The 19021-nt window shown below is 51.0% G+C and carries 22 protein-coding genes and 2 tRNA genes; 4 read left to right on the top strand and 20 right to left on the bottom strand.

Going from position 1 to position 19021, the window contains the following annotated elements; genetic code table 11:
• Window positions 1–533 (top strand): hypothetical protein (locus tag P1P89_17200; GenBank protein MDF1593253.1); only part of this gene is annotated, 533 nt, incomplete at its 5' end.
• 153 nt (window positions 534–686) lie between these two features.
• Here the strand turns inward: P1P89_17200 and P1P89_17195 are convergent.
• Window positions 687–1109: a hypothetical protein gene (locus P1P89_17195; protein MDF1593252.1), complete on the bottom strand. Its 423-nt coding sequence runs from the start codon at window positions 1107–1109 to the stop codon at window positions 687–689.
• Between the two features lie 27 nt (window positions 1110–1136).
• The gene (locus P1P89_17190; protein ID MDF1593251.1) at window positions 1137–1508 is read right to left on the bottom strand and encodes a VOC family protein; all 372 of its coding nucleotides are present in this window, start codon (window positions 1506–1508) and stop codon (window positions 1137–1139) included.
• Window positions 1509–1804: 296 nt separating this feature from the next.
• On the opposite strand from P1P89_17190, the gene P1P89_17185 reads away from it, so the two are divergent.
• Window positions 1805–3262: an FAD-dependent oxidoreductase gene (locus P1P89_17185; GenBank protein ID MDF1593250.1), complete on the top strand. Its 1458-nt coding sequence runs from the start codon at window positions 1805–1807 to the stop codon at window positions 3260–3262.
• 3 nt (window positions 3263–3265) lie between these two features.
• Here P1P89_17185 and P1P89_17180 read toward each other — a convergent pair whose 3' ends face one another.
• The 18 genes from P1P89_17180 to P1P89_17095 all read right to left on the bottom strand — a co-directional run bounded on the left by P1P89_17180 (window position 3266) and on the right by P1P89_17095 (window position 18228).
• A complete protein-coding gene (locus P1P89_17180) occupies window positions 3266–4423 on the bottom strand; it encodes a SpoIIE family protein phosphatase (protein MDF1593249.1) in 1158 nt (385 codons plus the stop codon).
• Window positions 4416–5639 carry a peptide-methionine (R)-S-oxide reductase MsrB gene (msrB, locus tag P1P89_17175; GenBank protein MDF1593248.1) on the bottom strand — a complete coding sequence of 408 codons (1224 nt, stop codon included), beginning with the start codon at window positions 5637–5639 and terminating at the stop codon, window positions 4416–4418. The genes P1P89_17180 and msrB overlap by 8 nt, the downstream gene beginning before the upstream one ends.
• Before the next feature lie 497 nt (window positions 5640–6136).
• Window positions 6137–6295, bottom strand: coding sequence for a hypothetical protein (locus P1P89_17170; protein ID MDF1593247.1), 159 nt, complete (start codon window positions 6293–6295; stop codon window positions 6137–6139).
• Window positions 6295–8139 (bottom strand): ATP-binding protein, encoded by a 1845-nt coding sequence (locus P1P89_17165; GenBank protein ID MDF1593246.1) that lies wholly within the window; start codon window positions 8137–8139, stop codon window positions 6295–6297. Before P1P89_17165 ends, P1P89_17170 begins: the two co-directional genes overlap by 1 nt.
• A 16-nt stretch (window positions 8140–8155) precedes the next feature.
• Window positions 8156–8827: a nucleotidyl transferase AbiEii/AbiGii toxin family protein gene (locus P1P89_17160; protein MDF1593245.1), complete on the bottom strand. Its 672-nt coding sequence runs from the start codon at window positions 8825–8827 to the stop codon at window positions 8156–8158.
• A complete protein-coding gene (locus P1P89_17155) occupies window positions 8805–9365 on the bottom strand; it encodes a hypothetical protein (GenBank protein MDF1593244.1) in 561 nt (186 codons plus the stop codon). The genes P1P89_17160 and P1P89_17155 overlap by 23 nt, the downstream gene beginning before the upstream one ends.
• Window positions 9366–9589: 224 nt before the next feature.
• A tRNA-Glu gene (locus tag P1P89_17150) sits at window positions 9590–9667 on the bottom strand.
• 9 nt (window positions 9668–9676) lie between these two features.
• Window positions 9677–9752, bottom strand: a tRNA-Lys gene (locus P1P89_17145).
• A 65-nt stretch (window positions 9753–9817) separates the two neighbouring features.
• A complete protein-coding gene (locus P1P89_17140; GenBank protein MDF1593243.1) occupies window positions 9818–11266 on the bottom strand; it encodes a TrkH family potassium uptake protein in 1449 nt (482 codons plus the stop codon).
• Complete coding sequence (gene trkA / locus P1P89_17135; GenBank protein MDF1593242.1) at window positions 11266–12630, bottom strand: Trk system potassium transporter TrkA; 1365 nt, start codon at window positions 12628–12630, stop codon at window positions 11266–11268. The genes P1P89_17140 and trkA overlap by 1 nt, the downstream gene beginning before the upstream one ends.
• Window positions 12631–12823: 193 nt before the next feature.
• Window positions 12824–13579 carry an energy-coupling factor transporter transmembrane component T gene (locus P1P89_17130; GenBank protein ID MDF1593241.1) on the bottom strand — a complete coding sequence of 252 codons (756 nt, stop codon included), beginning with the start codon at window positions 13577–13579 and terminating at the stop codon, window positions 12824–12826.
• Window positions 13567–14310, bottom strand: coding sequence for an energy-coupling factor ABC transporter ATP-binding protein (locus tag P1P89_17125; GenBank protein MDF1593240.1), 744 nt, complete (start codon window positions 14308–14310; stop codon window positions 13567–13569). Before P1P89_17125 ends, P1P89_17130 begins: the two co-directional genes overlap by 13 nt.
• A gap of 271 nt (window positions 14311–14581) precedes the next feature.
• A complete protein-coding gene (locus tag P1P89_17120; protein MDF1593239.1) occupies window positions 14582–15121 on the bottom strand; it encodes a biotin transporter BioY in 540 nt (179 codons plus the stop codon).
• A 30-nt stretch (window positions 15122–15151) separates the two neighbouring features.
• Window positions 15152–16069 carry a biotin--[acetyl-CoA-carboxylase] ligase gene (locus tag P1P89_17115; protein MDF1593238.1) on the bottom strand — a complete coding sequence of 306 codons (918 nt, stop codon included), beginning with the start codon at window positions 16067–16069 and terminating at the stop codon, window positions 15152–15154.
• A 189-nt stretch (window positions 16070–16258) separates the two neighbouring features.
• The gene (locus P1P89_17110; protein ID MDF1593237.1) at window positions 16259–16663 is read right to left on the bottom strand and encodes a hypothetical protein; all 405 of its coding nucleotides are present in this window, start codon (window positions 16661–16663) and stop codon (window positions 16259–16261) included.
• Between the two features lie 9 nt (window positions 16664–16672).
• A complete protein-coding gene (locus P1P89_17105; protein ID MDF1593236.1) occupies window positions 16673–16996 on the bottom strand; it encodes a hypothetical protein in 324 nt (107 codons plus the stop codon).
• Window positions 16983–17603, bottom strand: coding sequence for a sigma-70 family RNA polymerase sigma factor (locus P1P89_17100; protein MDF1593235.1), 621 nt, complete (start codon window positions 17601–17603; stop codon window positions 16983–16985). The genes P1P89_17105 and P1P89_17100 overlap by 14 nt, the downstream gene beginning before the upstream one ends.
• A gap of 199 nt (window positions 17604–17802) precedes the next feature.
• Window positions 17803–18228 (bottom strand): Spy/CpxP family protein refolding chaperone, encoded by a 426-nt coding sequence (locus P1P89_17095; GenBank protein MDF1593234.1) that lies wholly within the window; start codon window positions 18226–18228, stop codon window positions 17803–17805.
• 191 nt (window positions 18229–18419) lie between these two features.
• Here P1P89_17095 and P1P89_17090 point away from each other — a divergent pair, with 191 nt between their 5' ends.
• Both P1P89_17090 and P1P89_17085 read left to right on the top strand, forming a co-directional pair.
• Window positions 18420–18560: an ABC transporter permease gene (locus tag P1P89_17090; protein ID MDF1593233.1), complete on the top strand. Its 141-nt coding sequence runs from the start codon at window positions 18420–18422 to the stop codon at window positions 18558–18560.
• A 121-nt stretch (window positions 18561–18681) separates the two neighbouring features.
• Window positions 18682–19021: FtsX-like permease family protein (locus P1P89_17085; GenBank protein MDF1593232.1), on the top strand; the 340-nt coding region annotated here is incomplete at its 3' end.

Here is a 19021-nt window from a genome sequence, read left to right as displayed (position 1 = left end):
CATACATCAATGTCAATTATCAGCTTCCCAGCTCACCGGATAAATTAACCGGTCAAAAAGTTTTTCTGGAATATAAGGATGCACGGGCGGAAAAAGCCTTTTTATCACCATCCGCACATGCTGAATTTAAATACTTTACCGGTATTTTTTCCCTGACACTGACCGGTGCGCAACAAGACAACCTGGTGGGCAGTTATGATGCCGCTTCTCTTTTTAAGGAGGCCTTTAAAAGGCGGCTGAATTCTATAGGAGTTGAAGTGGCAGCTGAACGGGCCGACAACCAGCCGGTCATGGAAATCATCCTGAAGGATTTTTTTCTGGATCTGAAGGATAGAAAATGGATGGCCCGCATCAATTTTGAAACCCAATTAACCAGGGAACCGGGCCGTGTGGCCACTCAAAGCGTTGCCGCTGCGGCTGAACGGCTTAAAACCGTCGGCCGCAGTGAAGCCGAAAAAGTACTGGGTGAAATTTTTTCGGATGCAGTCAATGATGTAAAAATTTCCGAGCTGTTTCAAAAGGCGGGTATATAACGCACCCAACTGAACCGGCTTTATATTCAATCCTTTCCTCTAAATTTTCCCCGTTGCCGCGGGGGAGTCCCTTCAGCCGGGTGCCCGTACTTTTTTTGGGTTTCAGTCCGATCTAAAAAGCAGGCGGGTTTTATCCGCCTGCTTTGCCATTGGCTATTTTGGAAATTTGATGGTCACCTTCTCGCCGTCTTTATCTTTTTTTATTTTGACATTAAGATCAATGCTGTTTCCACGAATACCCAGAGACAGCGGGGTCTTGCCTTTATCCCCTTCAATATGAGTAATTTCCCGCATGGCCTTGAAAATTTTCTCACCCACCGCTTTCCCCGGTGATGGCAGTTCCGCCCGCCGGTACTTTGCGTTTACCGTCACCGTACCATCGGTTGATTTCTGAATCGTGATTTTTTTGGCATTGGCATTGATGCCGTGGAGCGCCGACAAGGCCAGCCACTTTAACGCAGCTTCATCCCCGTCAGCATCCTTTTTAAGGGCCGACATTTCCTTAAGCGGATCCGTGGTTGCATAGCAGTCACACAGTTCCTGCACTTTTAAATGTGGATTTCGTTTTTCTTTCATGGCGTATCCCCCTGTGTTGAAAAATTATCACCTTTTTTCCGGAACGATCTCCACCCAATACCCGTCCGGATCCTCGATGAAATAGATGCCCATTTTTTCATTTTCAAAACAAATGCAGCCCATTTCCTTGTGGCGTGCATGGGCGGCCGCATAGTCACTGGCTTTAAATGCAAGGTGGATTTCATTATCCCCCAAGTTATAGGGCTCGGTCCGGTCTTTCAGCCAGGTGAGCTCCAGGTTGTGGGTTGTCGTCCCGTCGCCCAGAAAAACCAGGGTAAACTTGCCTTCCGGACCTTCCTTACGGCGAGTTTCAACCAGACCAAGGGCTTTTTTATAAAAATCCAGACTTTTCTCCAGATTCAGGACGTTAATGTTGTTGTGTGCAAATGTAAATTTCATCTGTATCTCCCCCGTGAGTTTAAATTTGTCTAAAGCCATGTCAAAAACTCAGATCAGGCTTGTAATCAAGGCGTCCCGCTTATAAGCTGGACAACGCTTCCATCAGACCTCAAATGAGGTTTTTAAATGGCTTTTATGAATTTAAGTCCGCAATACATGTTGTCAACAGCAGGGCAAACTGCAGGTTGCCGGCAAAAAATTCGTGAGCATTTCATTCGGTGTTGTAAAAATGACCAAATGATTTATGTTTAGGGTAACAACCCAATCGGGGGTTTACAAATGAAAAGGAGAACATCATGGCCACATACGATTACGATATCGGTATTATCGGCGGCGGCGCCGCCGGCTTGACGGTTGCCTCGGGGGCCGCCCAGCTGGGCGCTAAAACCCTATTGGTGGAAAAAGAAGCGGTACTGGGCGGCGACTGCCTTCATTTCGGCTGTGTCCCCAGCAAAACCCTTATCAAAACCGCCGAGGTTTATCACCAGATGAAACACGCAGCCAGATTCGGTCTGCCGCCGGTGGATGTGCCGCCGGTGGATTTCAAGGCGGTTGCCGAAAGGATCCGATCGGTCATCAATGTTATTCAAAAGCATGATTCCGAGGAACGGTTTTGCAGGTTGGGCGCCCGGGTGGAATTCGGCGAAGCCGCGTTTACCGACGAACATGCCATCAAATTGAACGGCAAAACCTATTCCGCCGGCAAGTGGGTCATTGCCACCGGCTCTTCTGCCGGCATACCGCCCCTCAAGGGTCTGGAGCAAACGCCTTTCATTACCAACCGCGAAATCTTCTCTCTGGATCATCTGCCGGAATCCATGATCATCCTGGGCGGCGGCCCCATCAGCACGGAAATGTCCCAGGCCTTTTGCCGTCTGGGAACAAAAGTGACGGTGGTGAACCGCGGCGATCAGATTCTGGGCAAGGAAGACAAGGATATGGCCGACGCCGTTCTGGAAGTGCTCAAATCCGAAGGGGTCGTCTTCCATCTGGACTCAACCATCGAAGAAATCAAGGATCTGGGCAACCGGAAAGAAGTCGTCATTAAAGATAAAACCGGCCGGGTCAGTCGCCTTGAGGCGGAAATGATCCTGGTGGCCCTGGGAAGGTCAGCCAATGTCGATGGGCTGGGTCTGGAAAGTATCGGGGTTGAAATAGGCGACCGGGGAATTGTGGTGGATAACCGTTTGCGCACCAGCCAAAAACACATCTTTGCCGCCGGGGATGTCAACGGCGGCTATCAGTTTACCCACGCCGCCGGGTACGAAGGCGGCATCGTGGTCAGCAATGCCATCTTCCGGCTTCCGCGCAAAGCAAACTACACCTATCTGCCGTGGTGCACGTACTCGCAGCCGGAACTGGCCAGCATCGGCATGAACGAAAAAACAGCCAGGGCCGCCGGCATTGAATACAGCGTCTGGACCGAAGCATTCAAAGACAATGACCGCAGCCTGGCCGAAGGCGAGCCGGTGGGCAAGGTCAAGATGCTGCTGGATAAAAAAGAAAAACCCATCGGCATCCAGATCCTGGGACCCCATGCCGGCGATCTCATCAGCGAGTGGGTAGCCATTTTAAACGGCAGGGTCAAACTTGCCACCCTGGCCGGCGCCATCCATCCCTACCCCACCATCGCGGAAATCAACAAACGCGTTGCCGGGAGCTTTTTTAGCACCAAAATTTTTTCGGAAAAAGTCCAGAAGGGGCTTAAGTTTTTCTTCAATTTAAAAGGACGGGCCTGCACCCTGGAAGAATAAATTTTATTCCGAATCGCGCCAAATTTCGAGCAAAGTAACATCGTCGTTTGCGGATGATGCACCACGCCAGGAAATGACTGCGTCCAGCAGACCTTTGCCCCATGGCGGGCCAGCTGTTTTGCGGATATGGTCCATCAGGCGGCCATTGCCGAACAATTCAGACTGTTCATTTTCCGCTTCGGTCACCCCGTCGGTTAAAAAAAGAACCGCTTCGCCGGGGGACAACATAATCTCTTTCTTCTCATAGGTCATCTTAGGGATAACCCCCAATGACAGCCCCTTCATATCCTGAAGGCTTCGCAGCCCATCTTTATTCATCCACAAGGGGTGCAGGTGACCTCCCCGCACAAGCTGAAGCCTTCCGGAGCCCGGCCAGTATCTACCCAGAATGATGGTAGCAAAAAAACCTTCCTCGGCCATGAGGTTGTACATTCCGTCGTTGACAGCTTCAAGGAGTTTGTCCACATCTTCATGCAAAAGTGCTTCAGCCCGTATCCTCGACCATAATGCCACCATAATGAGCGCAGCAGGTAACCCCTTGTCTGAAACATCGGCCACATACAACATCCAGCTGCTATCGTTCATTGGGATAAAGTCATATAAATCCCCACCCACAAATGCGGCCGGCAAAGATACACCCCACGCGTGACTGCCGGAGGGAAGTTTGGGCAGTTCGGGCCAAAACAGGGCCTGAATTTTGGCCGCCGCACCCAGCTGAATCTCCATTTTCTGTTGCGCCAGCTTAACCTCAAGAAGCCTGGAGCGGATGATCGCCACCGCCGCCAGGTGCGCAAAACTTTCCAGCAGTTCCCTGTCTTCAATATCAAAACTTAATTTTTCCTTGGAGTTGAGCACATTGATTACGCCGAGAAGTTCTTCCTTATAAGCCATCGGCACACTAATTAAATTTCTGGTCAAAAAGCCGGTCTGTTTGTCGGCTTCTTTAAAAAACCGTGGATCATGCTGAACGTCATCAATGATCAGGGGCTTTTGCTTTACAGCCACCCATCCGGCAATCCCTTCTCCCATCTTGAGTTCAACCGCCGCCTTCAGCGTGTCCCCGCCTGATTCGCCGATGACCTCGTCTTTAACAGACGCGAACTCCAAAACGTTCCGTTCAGCATTATAGAGCATCAGGGAAGCGGCTTCGGCGTCAGTCACGGCTTTGGCGAGCTCCAGCAGCCTTGGGGATAAACCGCAGTGCGGCCGAGTTGATGCAGTAACGCAGCCCCGTGGGTTTAGGCCCGTCGTCGAAAACGTGGCCCAGATGCGAGTCCGCGTGCTTGCTGCGCACTTCGGTGCGAACCATGAAAAAGGCGCTGTCGCTTCTCTCAACGATATTATCCGGTTCCAGCGGTCGGGTAAAACTCGGCCACCCGGTTCCGGACTCGAACTTGTCAGTGGAACTGAAAAGCGGCTCCCCTGATATGATGTCGACGTAAATGCCCTCTTTGTGATTGTCCCAGTATTCGTTTCTAAAGGGGGGCTCGGTGCCCTCCTGGCGGGTGACCTTATACTGCATGGGCGTCAGGCGCTTGCGAAGTTCCTTTTCATCTGGAATCACATACATGGGCCCAGTACTTGAGGGCGTCATCCCGCTCTTTTTCATATCCGTATTCATATCATTTTTCATACCGCCGCCCATATCTTTTTCCATGGGTTCCATTGCCTTACCGCTCTTGCCCGTATCCTTCATGCTGCTGGTAGGCTTCGCCTCCATTGCTTTTGTCTTCATACCTTCATCCGTATTCGCCCAGGCCTCTTTCAGGAACTGGTCTCGTCCGGAACCGGAGCGGTACCAGTTGTAGCGGATCGGGTTGTTTCTGTAATAATCCTGGTGATATGCTTCAGCCTTATAAAACGGCCCGAGCCGGAGGATATCGGTGTCAATCGGTTTTTTAAAGGGCCCTGCAGCCGCCAGTTTTTTCTTGGAGGCCTCGGCCAGTTGACGCTCTTCTTCGGTTGCATAAAATATGGCGCTTCGATATTGGGAGCCCCTATCCACAAACTGGCCGCCCGCGTCCGTGGGGTCCACATGCCGCCAGAAAATCTCCAGCAGCTTCTCATAACTAATCTTTTCAGGATCGTAAATGACTTTTACGGCTTCGATATGGCCGGTACCGCCTGCTGAAACCTGATTATAGGTCGGATTCGTCAAGTTCCCGCCGGTGTACCCCGATATGACCTCACTGACACCGTCGACTTTTTCAAAATCCGATTCCGTGCACCAGAAACAACCGCCGGCAAAAACCGCTTCCTTCGTATTTCGGGATTTTTCGTCCATCTTTCCCTCCATTTTATTATCCATGCTTTTAACCGGGTAATAGCCCAAAAGGGCTACTGCCAGAATAAGCATTGCAATTTTTAATGTTCTCATATGTCACCTCCATTGTTTTGCCCTGGGTTTAAAAGATAATCATTTAGTTCCAATTGAAAACCTCTAACCTGAATCTTGCATCTAAATTAATGGGAATCTGTTTTCTTTCTGAATACAAAAGGGTTCGGAAAAAATTCAGGTCTTAAGGTTGACACATTCGTAAAAAGTCCCAAATCCCGTCATGCCTGCGAAGGCAGGCATCCAGAACCATTTGAAATCACTGGATTCCCGCCTTCGCGGGAATGACGATAAAGGCGCATTTTCGACTTTTTACGAGACCATCAAGGTTTGCCTGATTGAAAAATAAGACAGCGGATTAAAGGAGGTGTAAAGAAACTATAAAGAAATGTAGGGGAGAGCCTTGCTGTTCAGATCTTCAGCGTCATTACGATACTCGACCCGGTCTTGCCGGGGATCGGCTTCGATCTGAATATCCAGCATACCCTTCGTCGGTGTATAGCGGACGGCGTTGTCGGTCAGGGTTCGCAGGACGCGGCCTATCCGCTTCCGGTCTGCCCGGCCAGGGCCAAGCCTTCAGCGCCATCCACCGCAGTTACGGGTTTGAAACCTTCCCTCTCAAGATAGAGCGCAATCAGAGCAGCCGTGTTCGGGTCGTCTTCAATCACCAGCACTGTTTTTTTGTTTGATTTATCCATCACTTCAGATGCTCTTCCGTATACAGGGACAGCTCGATCATGCGCTCAAGGATTTCGTCTGTCGGCAGCCCGGGAAAATTGTGACGAACCAGTTCCTTGCAGAACAGGCGGCAGATGTAGCGCAGCTTACGGACTTTCTGCTTACCGGCGTACACGAAGTCTCTGTGCCCATTATTAATGACGACCACGTTCTTATCCGCTTCGAACCGTGAGCGCCACATTTCCCCCGGCGCCCGGCGGTAGGTATATCCGGGCAGCCCTTTGCGCGAACCCTCAGCTCCGGACGATTTGTCCAAAAGTGAATCCGTAACGGTAATCAACGCTTCATCAATGCATTCCGTCTCTCCCTGGCGAACACTGACCCTCACAGTGGTCAGGCCCGGTTCCGGGGGCGCTGTAAAAACAACTGACTCCCCATCATCGCCTTCAAGTCGCCCCTCACCGTCCGTAATTTCCCAGTGATAGTTCAGATCCTGCCATACGGTCCGACGAGAGCGATCCCGGCACACCGCCCGGAATTTTCGGCTTTTTTCAACCGGAACCACGCTCGACTTGGGAGAGATCAGCACACTGAACAACGGCCCGGCAAATTCAAAGAATTCTTTCTGCTCTCCCTCGTTGCCGTCAAAATCGGAGGATGACTCGGGTGTTCCCTCTGCCCGACCGTTTTCATTGCGGACAGCACCGCCCACCGGCCCGCTGGTAAAAAGTGTTTCTTTTTTCTTTTGCGTTTTGCCGCCATGGATATCGAACCAGTCATATTCCTCCTGGGGCAGACGCAGAAACGCTTCCTTCAAGGCACGCTGCACCTTACGCAGGATCTGGCGACTGGAACGCTCTTCTTCGGCCTTGCGCTGCTCTGCGATGATCTGCTGAAGCTGCGCTTCAACCGGTTCCAGCATCCGACAGAAAGCGTCAAACCGGTCATCCCGGATGATGCCATGACGCGTCCCGGGCGTCAGATTCAGGAACGGCGCATCCACAATTCCCTGCAGATACCCTGCCGTCCAAGGCTCTTTCTGAAAATGGTCGATCTCGGTAATCGAAGGCAACACGCGCGTGCCGCGCCGATACAATCCGATCCGGTTGTCGGATCCGGGGTCGCCCAAATACAGTTCCAGATCGATGTCACCCATCGGCGTATCGGCCGGTTTCAGGTCGTGGAGCAATCGCCCGCTGAACTGCCGCGGGACCACCACGTACTCTGACCGGCCGGTCCGATCCACAACCTTGACCGTTACGCCCGATTCCCTGATCCGGTCGCGGAGCTCGGACGCAAGATAGCGTTGGATCCTTTCCCCCGTCAGGGAGCGCAGACCCGGCAACAGGGGATATATCAACAGGTCGGTCCCTTTAAAGGGAATCAATACCCGTTTCTTTAGAACCAAAAAATCAGGCGAATCCTTGGCCATGGTCATTTCGTAGGTATTTCCATCCGCCCCGCAACAGGTGATGCTGAGGTTATGGCCCACCGTCCAGAAGCTGAGAAGACCGATGCCGAATTCACCCTGGATCCCCTCTGCGCCCTCAGCTTTAATCTGCCGCTTGATGGAATCACAGATATGCGTGGCCACGCGCCGAAAATCGGGCCTCCCCTGTTCGTCCCGGGAAATGCCGTCCCCGTCGTCGCTGACTTTAAGGTAGAATTCGCCCTTTTTCTTTCCCCGCATAATGATGACCTGCCTGGCGCGGGCATCGATGCTGTTTTCCACAAACTCGGCCACCGCCTTGAGCGGATTGGCCTGTGAACTGGCGATGATGCTGATGGCATTCCAGTGGTCGGCGATGCGCAACTTCCCGGTTTGTTCGTCTTTCTTCCTTTTTTTCCGCTTGGGTCCGGCCACAAGTAACCTCTTCGATTTAAGGTTTTGGTATTGCTAAAATCAGTTTTTCCTCAAGATAACTGAAACGGTCCTGAACATAATAGTCCCGGGCGTCTCTCTCCAAAATAGATCCCAGTTTGACCTTAAAATCATTTTCTTTCAGCCGCGACAGTCTTTGGAATAATGCTTTTGATTGCCCCGCAATCCCTTCCGGCAGTTTCACCCCCCTCCGGAGCAGGAACTCAATGTCAAAACAGTCCCTGATCTCGCCCCGGTTCAGAAAAGCTTCGATTTTGTTTTCCATCGTCTGTTCCAACGTATGAGCGTTGAGAACGACCTGCCGGTTACTGAATTTAGTAAAGGCGATTTTCTTTTGAAAATCGCAGGGCTTTATTTTTCTTCGTATCTCGATTTTCAGCCTTTTGGGATAATTGACGGAACGAAGTTCAAACAACAGCGTGTTTAGCTTTATCTGTGAGTCTGTGATTTCATAATCTTTTTCAAGCGCCTGCCGGATTCTGTTAAAATAACCTTTTTGGGATATGGTTTTGATAAACCAGAAATCGAGATCGACTGAATAGCGGTTCAGCTCATGGCATAGCCTCAGCATTGACCCGCCTCCGAAGACAAGCGGCTCAAGCGCCTTTGCACTGTTCATTTTGTCCAGGACTTCTATTTCAAAAACTTCATGCTGCCTTAAGATATCCATATTTTTTTAACATGTTTTGAGTTTTCAAAGGAAATTTTCTGCTCAGCCGTTCGAGAGTGACACTGTCAAGTTTTTCGGTATCCAGTGCTGAAATATCAAGCGCATAACGACCATATGATATCAGGTAAAATGCATCCAGCAGTGCCTTCTCCGGCACCGCTATAAAGAAACCCTTCTCTCGCTTAAATCCGAAATACAGACCGACTCCAACCTTTGTATATTTAAAAACGCTACCATTCAAACTGATTTCTTTTGTTCGTTTAACAGCAATCGATTCAATCAAACCCCTTTGCACCTGGGTCGTGATTGCATAGTATTCCAGAGCAGTCATGAGAGAGATATATGAGGGGGTCTGTCCAAGATTTGCCAGGGAATATTTTTCTTCCCATCCGGCAGCATCCCATACTTCCCGCAGAACATACAAATTTCTTTTTAGTCGCACCAACAGCCCTTTTTTTACATAACGGCTGGCAGCCACCCGGGCCGAGGCATTATTGATGCCGAGGACTTTGGCTAACTCCTCATACCCGAAATACAATTCGCTTAAATTTCTCAATTCCTGGAGTTTCATCAGATATACTTAATTAACCTTTTTGTTAATTAAATATACCTGATAAAAACGACTGTCAAGAAAAAAACGCCCTAAACGGATTATACCATTCAAATTATCCGACATAGAATGGCGTAAAAAAATAAACACCAACTTTCAGTGACAAACAAAAAAGGGGCACCGGATAAGACCGATACCCCTTAATTTTATTGTGGCGTCCCCAAGGGGATTTGAACCCCTGTTGCCGGCGTGAAAGGCCGGTGTCCTGGACCAGGCTAGACGATGGGGACATTTATTGCTGGTGGGCCGTGCGCGACTCGAACGCGCGACTCTCTGCTTAAAAGGCAGATACTCTACCGACTGAGTTAACGGCCCCTCCAAAAGTTTTTTTAACTAACGATATATTTAACGGTTGTCAATAAAAATTGCAAACAATTTGATTATTTTCGCCAGAACTCCGGCACCAGCAGAATAATAACCGTGTAAATTTCAAGTCTTCCCAGCAGCATGCACCATACCAGCAGCCATTTTCCCATGTAGGGAATCTGGGCAAAGTTGTCCACCGGCCCCACCATCCCCAGCCCCGGACCGATATTTCCCAAAGCGGCTGCAACGGCGGCGATGGACGTCACCAGGTCAACCCCCAGCCACGCCAGCAGCACGGCTGACACTGCAAACAACCCCGTATAGAGACCCATGAACCCTAAAACGCTGCGCATGACGTCCTCGGGAACCGGCTTTCCCTGTATCTTGATCTGGGTAACGGAATGGGGGTGAATGAGGGAGAACAGCTCCCGGTAGCAGTATTTCAGATAAAGCATCACCCGCAGGCATTTCATTCCGCCGCCGGTGGAACCGGCCGAAGCGCCGATAAACATGCAAAGGAGCAGAACCAGCTGTGAAAAAGCAGGCCACTGTTCATAATCGGCGGTGGCATAACCGGTGGTGGTAAGGATTGAGATCACCTGAAAAGAGCCGTAGCGCAAGGCCTGGCCGATGGTTTTATAGACCGAACCGTAAACATCGAAGCTTACAATCGCCGTTACAACCATGACCGTCACAAGGAAAAACCGGCACTCCGAATCCTTCCAGAAAACCAACGGTTTACCCCTCAAAAACTGGTAGTGCAGGGCAAAGTTAATTCCCGCCGCCAGCATGAAAAAATTGATGACCATATCGATATAGGTGCTGTTGTAATGGGCAACCGACGCGTTTTTAGGTGAAAACCCGCCGGTGGGCATGGTGGTAAAGGTGTGGCAAACCGAATCAAACAGGTCCATGCCTCCGAACATCAATAAAATCACCTGCGCAACCGATATCAGGGCGTATACTTTCCAGAGAATCATGGCGGTGTCCCGGACCCGAGGTTTGAGCTTGTCGGGGACCGGGCTGGGCACTTCGGCCTTATAAAGCTGCATGCCGCCCACCCCTAAAAAGGGCAGAATCGCCACCGACAGGACAATGATCCCCATCCCGCCGAGCCACTGGATCAGGCTGCGCCAGAACAGCAGGCCCTTGGCCACACTCTCGATGTTGGTCATGACCGAGGAGCCGGTGGTGGTAAACCCGGAAACGGATTCAAAATAGGCGTCCACAAAAAGATCGAACGTTCCGCCGATGTAAAACGGCAAGGCGCCGAAAAATCCGATCACGATCCAGCCGATGGCCACAATGGCCATGCCTTCTTTGTGACTGATATAATCCGTTTTGGGGCTGCGTGAAAACAGGTAGACCAGCAAACCGCTCAGGAGGGTGATGATCAGGGATTTGGTCAGCGGCTGAACGCTCCCATCCTGATAATACACCCCCCAAAGGAGGGCGAATACCATCGAAAAGCCCAGAAAAATGTTCAGTATGCCGATGATATTCAGGATGTAGCGCCAGCGCATTAAAAGTACTCCAGCTTGACTGCCATGAACTTCTCGATCTTGGGAACCGCCTGCCGGGACGCAAAGATGATGACCCGGTCCCCGGGTTCAATGATGCTGCTGCCGGAGGGGATGATGACCCTGTCCGCCCGAATGATAACGGTTATCAGCACCCCTTTGGGAAAGGAAATTTTATTAAGGGGTTTTCCGACAATATCCGATGTTTCCAGGGCAACCGTCTCTAAGATTTCAGCCTGTTCGCCTTTCAGCGATACCGCCGAAAGCACTTTGCCGCGGCGGATGTGTTTTAAGATGGTATTGATGGCTGAAAGCCTGGGGCTGACGACCTGATCGGTGCCGATGGTTTCCATCAGGTCGAAGTAGCTGAAACTGGTGATTCGGGTAATGGTCTTGCGGGCGCCCATACGTTTGGCCAGGAGGGAAGCCAAGATGTTCGTCTTTTCATCGTCGGTGAGCGTCACCACCAGGTCCATGTCCCGAATGCCCTCTTCTTTGAGCAACTCCTGGTTGGAGCCGTCGCCGCGGAGGACCACCACCTTGTTTAAGCGTTTGGCAAGTTCAAGACAGCGGTCGGGATTTTTTTCCACTATTTTGGTGTAGATATTTTTCTCCTCGAGGAGGTGACACAGCCGAAGCCCCAAACGCCCCCCGCCCACGATCATCACCCGGCGGACCGGTTCAACCTGCTTTTCAAAAATCGCCAGGGCATCCGTCAGGTTTTCCGCTTCGGTAACAAAGTACACCAGGTCCCCCGCCATCAGGCGGTCATCACCGCGGGGGATGGTCAAGACCGCCCCCCTGACAATTGCCGCGATCAGAGGGGCGGTTTTTCCGATTTTCATTGAAAGTTCTGCCAGCCGGACCCCGTCCAGCGGCGACCCCTTATCCAGTTGAACGCCGATAAATTTTACGCGCCCGTCGGCAAACTCTTCCACATCCGCTGCGCCGGGCACGCTCATGAGCCGATCGATGGTCCGGACCACTTCGGTTTCCGGATTGATAATGGTATCGATATGGGGGGCTTTTTCACGGAAGGTGTCATGATAGGCATCAAAGTCGGCATTTCGGATACGGGCCAGCTTTTTGGTAGCGGGCGAAATCACGTTGGCCACAAGGCAGGCAATCAGGTTAATCTCATCACTGTCGGTTACCGCCAGAAGTATCTCAGCCTGTTTAATGCCGGCTTCTTCCAATACTACCGGGGTGCTGCCGGAACCGGTGATGACCTGGACATCGCAACTGTCGGATATGCGCCGAATCGCCTCCGGATCTTTATCAATGACGATCACATCCTTGTTTTCAACCGACAGCCGGTTGGCGATATGAAAACCGACCTCACCGGCCCCTATAATGATAATTTTCAAGGGCTGAACTCCTTTAGATTAAGCAATAAGAAATGAGTTGAAATTACTATAGTTATGTTGACCTGTCAAATAATGACGCTATCCTGAAATTGCATCAAAACGCAACAATGATTTCGGACGCATTGGAACCTGTTTTGTTAATAAATCATATGCCCTGTAAAGAAAATAAAGAGGTGAGATTTTGGATTGCGGTCTATATAAAAATCATCGAAAGACCCAAGGCAATAATTACCAAAAGGGCGATCCAGTCTCTTGGGGTGGACTTCAGTTCCGGGCCGGTTCGATTCTCGCTGTAACATCGTGCTTCCATGGCCGTGATCAAACGATCCGCGTTTTCAAAGGTTCGCCGGATCAGCGGAATGCCCAGTTTTGTGAGACGGTATAACGGATTTTCCCTGTTTTCAACCCCTCTGGCCCGCTGGGCTTCGGCGGTCTCCCTGACTTGGTTCAGGATCACCGGTATGAACCGCATGATCAGGCCCATCATGGTTCCAATCCGCTTTGCCGGGACCGCCGGAATCGGTTTTAAAATCCATTCAACCGCTGCCCGTATTTCCGACGGACGGGTCGTTGCCGTTAAAAGGAGCCCCAGCAAAACAATCAGCAACAGTCGCCAGCAAACCAGCACACCGTCCACAAGCCCCTCCCGCGTGATGGTAATGAGTGCGCTGGTAAAAACAGCTTCACCCGGGGTCGCCAACGCACGGGCGGCAAACACGACAATGAGCAGAAACAAAAAATAGCGCAGTTCCCTTAAAACGGCAACCAGCGGCAACCGTAGGTCCGAAAGAATCCACCACAGACCGCCGCATAAAAACAGCAGCGCCCACAAACCCGCCTTCAGACTGGCCAGACTGATCAAAACCAGAAACAGGAGTTTGAAACGGGCATCCAGACCATGTGCGAGGGACCTGCCGACCTGATAACTGAAGCTGGTCAGTTCAGCCATGAGCTTACCTCCAGACCCAGACGGGAAGCACAGGGCGCTCTCACACCGAATTGCTCGGCATCCTTGATGACTGTTCCCGGCGGACCGTCCCGGACGATTTTACCGTCTGCCAAAATAATGAGACGCCCGGCATGGGCGATCACCTTTTCCAGATCATGGGTGGTCACCAGGATCGTATGACCGGACTGATGCAGCGAAACAATCCGCCCCAGCACCTGCCGCACACCGGGGTAATCGAGACTGGAAAAAGGTTCATCAAAAATGACCACCCTGGGCCGCATGGCCAGAACCCCGGCGATGGCCAGTCGGCGTTTTTCGCCGCCCGATAGGAGATGCGGCCGCTGGTGGGCCAGATGGGTCAGGCCCACCGACTGCAATGAAGTTTCCACCCGTTTGTTGATTTCTGCGCGGTCCAGGGACAGATTTTCCGGCCCGAAAGCCACATCGTCATATACGGTTTCGCCCACGATCTGGCTGTCAGGATCCTGAAACACCATCCCCACCATTTGCCGCGCCCGCACAACATCCCGGGCCACATCCATGCCGTCCAGCAGGACCTTGCCGGCAGTCGGCTTCATCAGCCCGTTCAAATGACGAATAAATGTGGTTTTGCCGGACCCGTTGGGCCCGGCAATAATCACGAATTCACCCTCGCCGACGGAGAGCGTGATGCGGTCGATTCCCAGCTTTCCGTTGGAAAAGCGATGGCTTAAATTTTCAGCTTCAATCATCTTGTTTCAACGCCCACCTGTCGTAAATAGACCCTGTTGGTGCAAAAGTCGAGGATGCCCCAGATCCAAGGCGTCCAAGGGCGAAGCCGTAGTATTTTACTGCGAGCTCTTGGCAACGAAGGAGATGGGGTATCCTCGGCTTTCCCTTCGGGTAAAAAACATGACAATTTTTTATTTGTTTTAAATATCACCAAAAGTTTATTCGGAAAACATACCCAAATTTATTAAAATGCCTTGTTATCATTCTTTTTTCTATAATTTGTCATGTATTTTATGCAACTGCAGGGTTGAGCAGCGGACGAACCACCCTGGTAATCGGAACGGCAGCAAGGATCTTGAGGCTGTCTCCCACCAGAAAAGGGAGCATTCCCACGGTCACAGCCTTATTGAAAGTCATGCCCGTTACGGTTTTAAGCCAGACCACGCCTGCGGAATAAATGATGAAGGTGCCGACCGCCATGGCGATCACATCAATTATCCAGTGCCGGTACGCTTTCTCCGTAATCAGACCGATAACAAATACGGCCGCCAGATAGCCGAAAAGATATCCGCCCGTGGGTCCCGCCAGCCGTCCGATTCCGCCGGTACCGCCGGCAAAGACCGGCAGCCCGCAGAAGCCGGCCAATAAATATACGGCCACGCTGGCCGATCCCCAGCGGCTTCCCAAAAGCAGCCCGGTCAGATAAATAAACAGTGTCTGAAGGGATATCGGCACCGGACCAATGGGAATGATCAAATAGGCGCCGGCTGCCGTCAGCGCCGCCAGGAGCGACGCGTATACTGTCATGCGCAGTTGCTCAGAATTATCCATGAAATAATTTACTCCTTTGATCTCGATAAGTTACAGATAACAATCGCCGCTAACGATTTTTTTTAAGGACCCGTCCGGCAGCCGCAACAGCAAAGCGCCGTTATCATCCACATCCTCCGCAACCCCTTCGACGGTTTCCCGGGTCGTTACGATCTTTACCGATCGCCCCAGTGTCAGGGTATGGCGTTTCCATTCCGGGATCACGGCATCAAGGGACAGCGATTCCAGCCGGGTTTCAAACACGTCCAGAAAATCGGTCAGCAACGCTTTTCGTGAAAACGCCTTTCCGTGAATCTTTTTTAAGGAAATAGCCCCCGGTTCTCTGTTGGAAGGGTCGTTGTTGACGTTCACCCCGATGCCGATATTGATGAAGGTTGCCGTATCGGAATCAGCTTCCATTTCCGACAGCATGCCTGAAATTTTTTTGCCGTCCACTAGAATGTCATTGGGCCATTTTACTTTGGCATCGATGCTGTACAAGCGGCGCAGCGTCTGCGCCAGGACCAGCGATGCCAGGAAATTGATCCGCGGCGCAAGGGCGGTGGGTACCCCCGGCCGCAGCACCATGGTAAAGTATAGGCCGCCATCGGCCGAAAGCCAAACCCGTTTTAAGCGGCCGCGGCCCTGCTGCTGACGGCCGGCAATTACAATGGTAAAGTGGGGCGAGCCCTTGCGGGCCATCTCTTTGGCTATTTCCATTGTGGAGGTTGCCTCGGGGAAATAATGGACATGGGCTTCCCGGCCGGAAAATTCCCAGGGAAAAAGGGCGTCGAAAGAACCATTGAGGCAATAGCCCTTGGCGGTACTGACGATCGGGTATCCGCATTCCTGCAGTTTCCGGATATGTTTCCAGACCGACACCCGTGAAACGCCCAAAGTCCGGCTCAATGCCTCGCCTGAAACAATGCCATTATCCCTCCGAAGTGCTTTTAAAATCTGCCTTTTCATACGATATCACCTTTTGGTTAACCTTTAAGGAATATTTGGTTAACGAAAAGCGCCCGGCTTGTCAATAATTATATTTGGTCCGGAATTCGAATGCTTGCGGCGAGCCCTTCGGTCATGAGCCTCAGGGTCGAGCCGCTGCGGGGAATTTACTCGCTATTGCGGTTCAAGGCAGGGTAATCTTCATTGAGGTTACGGTTTATTTTCTTGGCGGTCCGTCAGGGGTTTAAATTTACGGCGCTTTCGAAGCTCTCTGATTAACTCATCAAATTCATTTTGCTGATCGGGGTTCAGGACTTTTTTCATCTCTATATAACTTTCATCCCTTATTCTCTTGAGCTCGGAACGGTTCATCAGTATTTGCGTCCGTCTCTGCCCGTCCATTTGATCGATAACGGTTTTAAAAACATTTTGCTGATCTTCCGTCAAACGGAGTCTTTCAGAAAATTTATTCAGAACGAACGCCTTTCTTTCCCCGGGGTTTTTTCTGAAACGATCAAAAAGGTACTGATGATAAAATCCGGTACCCAGTGACCCCAGCAGCACGCCGAGTACAAATACCAGCAATATCCCTGTTATCATTTTCCATTTTTTCATCTCATCACCTTAGAGCGGCAAAAGCTGAACCAGACTGACCTCTTCCGCATCCGTGATAAAGGATATGAGCACATTGAAATCCGGCGTAAAATCAAATTTCAGCAATACAGCCGCCGACACAATGATCAGCAGGCAGGTGATCGGCGTCAGCCGCCATGCAAACTGCCCGAACTGCACCAGCGGGTCCGGTTTTAGTTGCAAGGCACCTAAAATCCTGACACGACGCATCACATTCGCCTGCCACCGAACATCTAATTCCAGCTTCTCTTTTTCATGATACCGCTGGAGCAGTATTTTCTTTAATACTTCCAGCCGATACTCAAGAGATTTCATGGTTGCATCCCCCGCCCTGGTTTAGAATCATACTTTTGAGCGTTTTTTCAAGTTTCCTTCGGGCACGAAACGACCGGATTTTTACGTTGGCAACACTCCAGCTCAACAGTTTCGCCGCTTCTTTCACCGAAAGGTCTTCAAAATAAACCAACGCAAGAACCATTCTATCTTCCGCGGGCAGCCTTGCCAAAGCCCAGTCGAGCACTTCGCCGGCTTCGCTTCGGTATCCTTTTGGCGCAGATAATTCTTCCCGCTGTTCAGACATCACATTCTCAAGCCGCTGCTGATGCCTGTCGGTCAATTCGCTCAGGGGAATTTCCCTTGCGCGGTATGCCTTGCGCCAATAATCATAACAGGTCCTCACGGCAATGGACGCCAGCCAGTGTGAAAAATCGCCGGTTCCATTGAACGTCGGCAACGATCGGTTGGCCCGCACGAAAACATCCTGGATCGTCTCTTCCACCTCATGGTTCGGCAAATGTCTGTTTACAACCCGCAAAACAAGCGCTTGATGCCGATTTAACAGTATCTCAAAGGCATTGACATTTCCGCCGACAACCTGTCGGACAATGTCGGCGTCACTGGGCGTGGACGTGTCATTGTGCATGTGAACGCTATAGGCGACTCTCTTTGGAGCGTCAACGCAAAACTGACCCTAAATCGACTGCTGCTTCTGGTATTTCCAAGCTCAGTGGCGTTATGCCCTATGATATCTGATAATTACATGTAGCTAATATCCGGTTTCGTGTCTAATAAGATCGTTCTTCCGGAAGAGAGCCGAATCGATGCTTCATTTTCTCTAACCGTTACGCTTTTTTATCTTTCAGCACTTCCCTTTGCGCGGGTGTCAGCAGCGCGTTCAGCTCACCCATCATTTTCGCCCTTAATACAAATCTGTCTTCTCTAAGTGCCGATACCTGGCGAAAAGCCTGACGGACAGCCGCCTCATTGAACAGGTCTGACTGTATGATTGCCCGCAGATTCTTTCTCGCATCAGTTACATTCGATCGAAGGGGTTCTCCCGCCACCCGATACCTGTTTATAATATTCATCATTTCGGCCTGCTGAGCTTCCGTTAGTTTTAGTTCCATAAAAAGCTGCAGTCTGCCCAAACCCGGATCCATTCCGGCGCCTGGCCGGCCGAATCCAATGGGTCCGGCTTCTACGGCGAATGCGATCATAAAAATCAAAAGTCCGGCTACTGCGCCTGCAATTGTTTTTTTTTGATTCATCTTGCCTCCTGTATTTATTCCCGGCTGTTATTTATAATTTCGCTTTGAACGTTAAGTCGTCGGCCGTTTTGGAAAGGTTACAAAAAAATTCATGTAACCATTAACCAACCCGCAGCGACATATCGGCATATAAATTCGGACTCGATTTTTTTGAACCTACCTTACGATTAGGGCCGTTCCAGAGAGAACAAATGGTGGTAAACAGCCTGTTCGGTGTGATGGTTCCCATCGGACAAATTATCAGAACCAATAAATTCCCTTTTACCGTCATTGGGATGCATGCTTCAAAAAGACAAACCACCTGGGGACAGGATCACGAGGAAGTCGTTTAAGTGCCTCTGACAAACGGGCAGCGGGTCCTTTTCGGCTCTCGCTTATCCGGTATGGTGCGAGTCATGATGGTCGGGCCACCGGTTCGGATGTTATGAAAGTGGCCGGGAAATCACCCGGTTATTGCAGCAGCGCCACCGAATCCGCTCCGATCAGGATGATGACTTTTCAATTCGCAATTTAACCGAAGCCATGTCTACGGCCGAATCATCCGCCAATGTCATGACGATCCTGCTGGGCGCCATCGCCTCCATCTCTTTGCTGGTGGTCGGGATCGGCATCATGAACATCATGCTGGTTTCCGTTACGGAAAGAACCCGCGAAATCGGCATCCGCATGGCCGTGGGCGCCCAGCAGCGGGATATTCTTTATCAGTTTTTAACGGAAGCGCTGGTATTGAGCCTGATCGGCGGGATTATCGGCATCTTCCTGGGGGTTCTCGCGTCTCAGCTGGTGTCTCAGT

The organism is Desulfobacterales bacterium (assembly GCA_029211065.1).
Taxonomy (GTDB): Bacteria; Desulfobacterota; Desulfobacteria; order Desulfobacterales; family JARGFK01; genus JARGFK01.
Note: the sequence above shows the minus strand (reverse complement) of the source record. Positions and strands in the feature narration are given on the sequence as shown.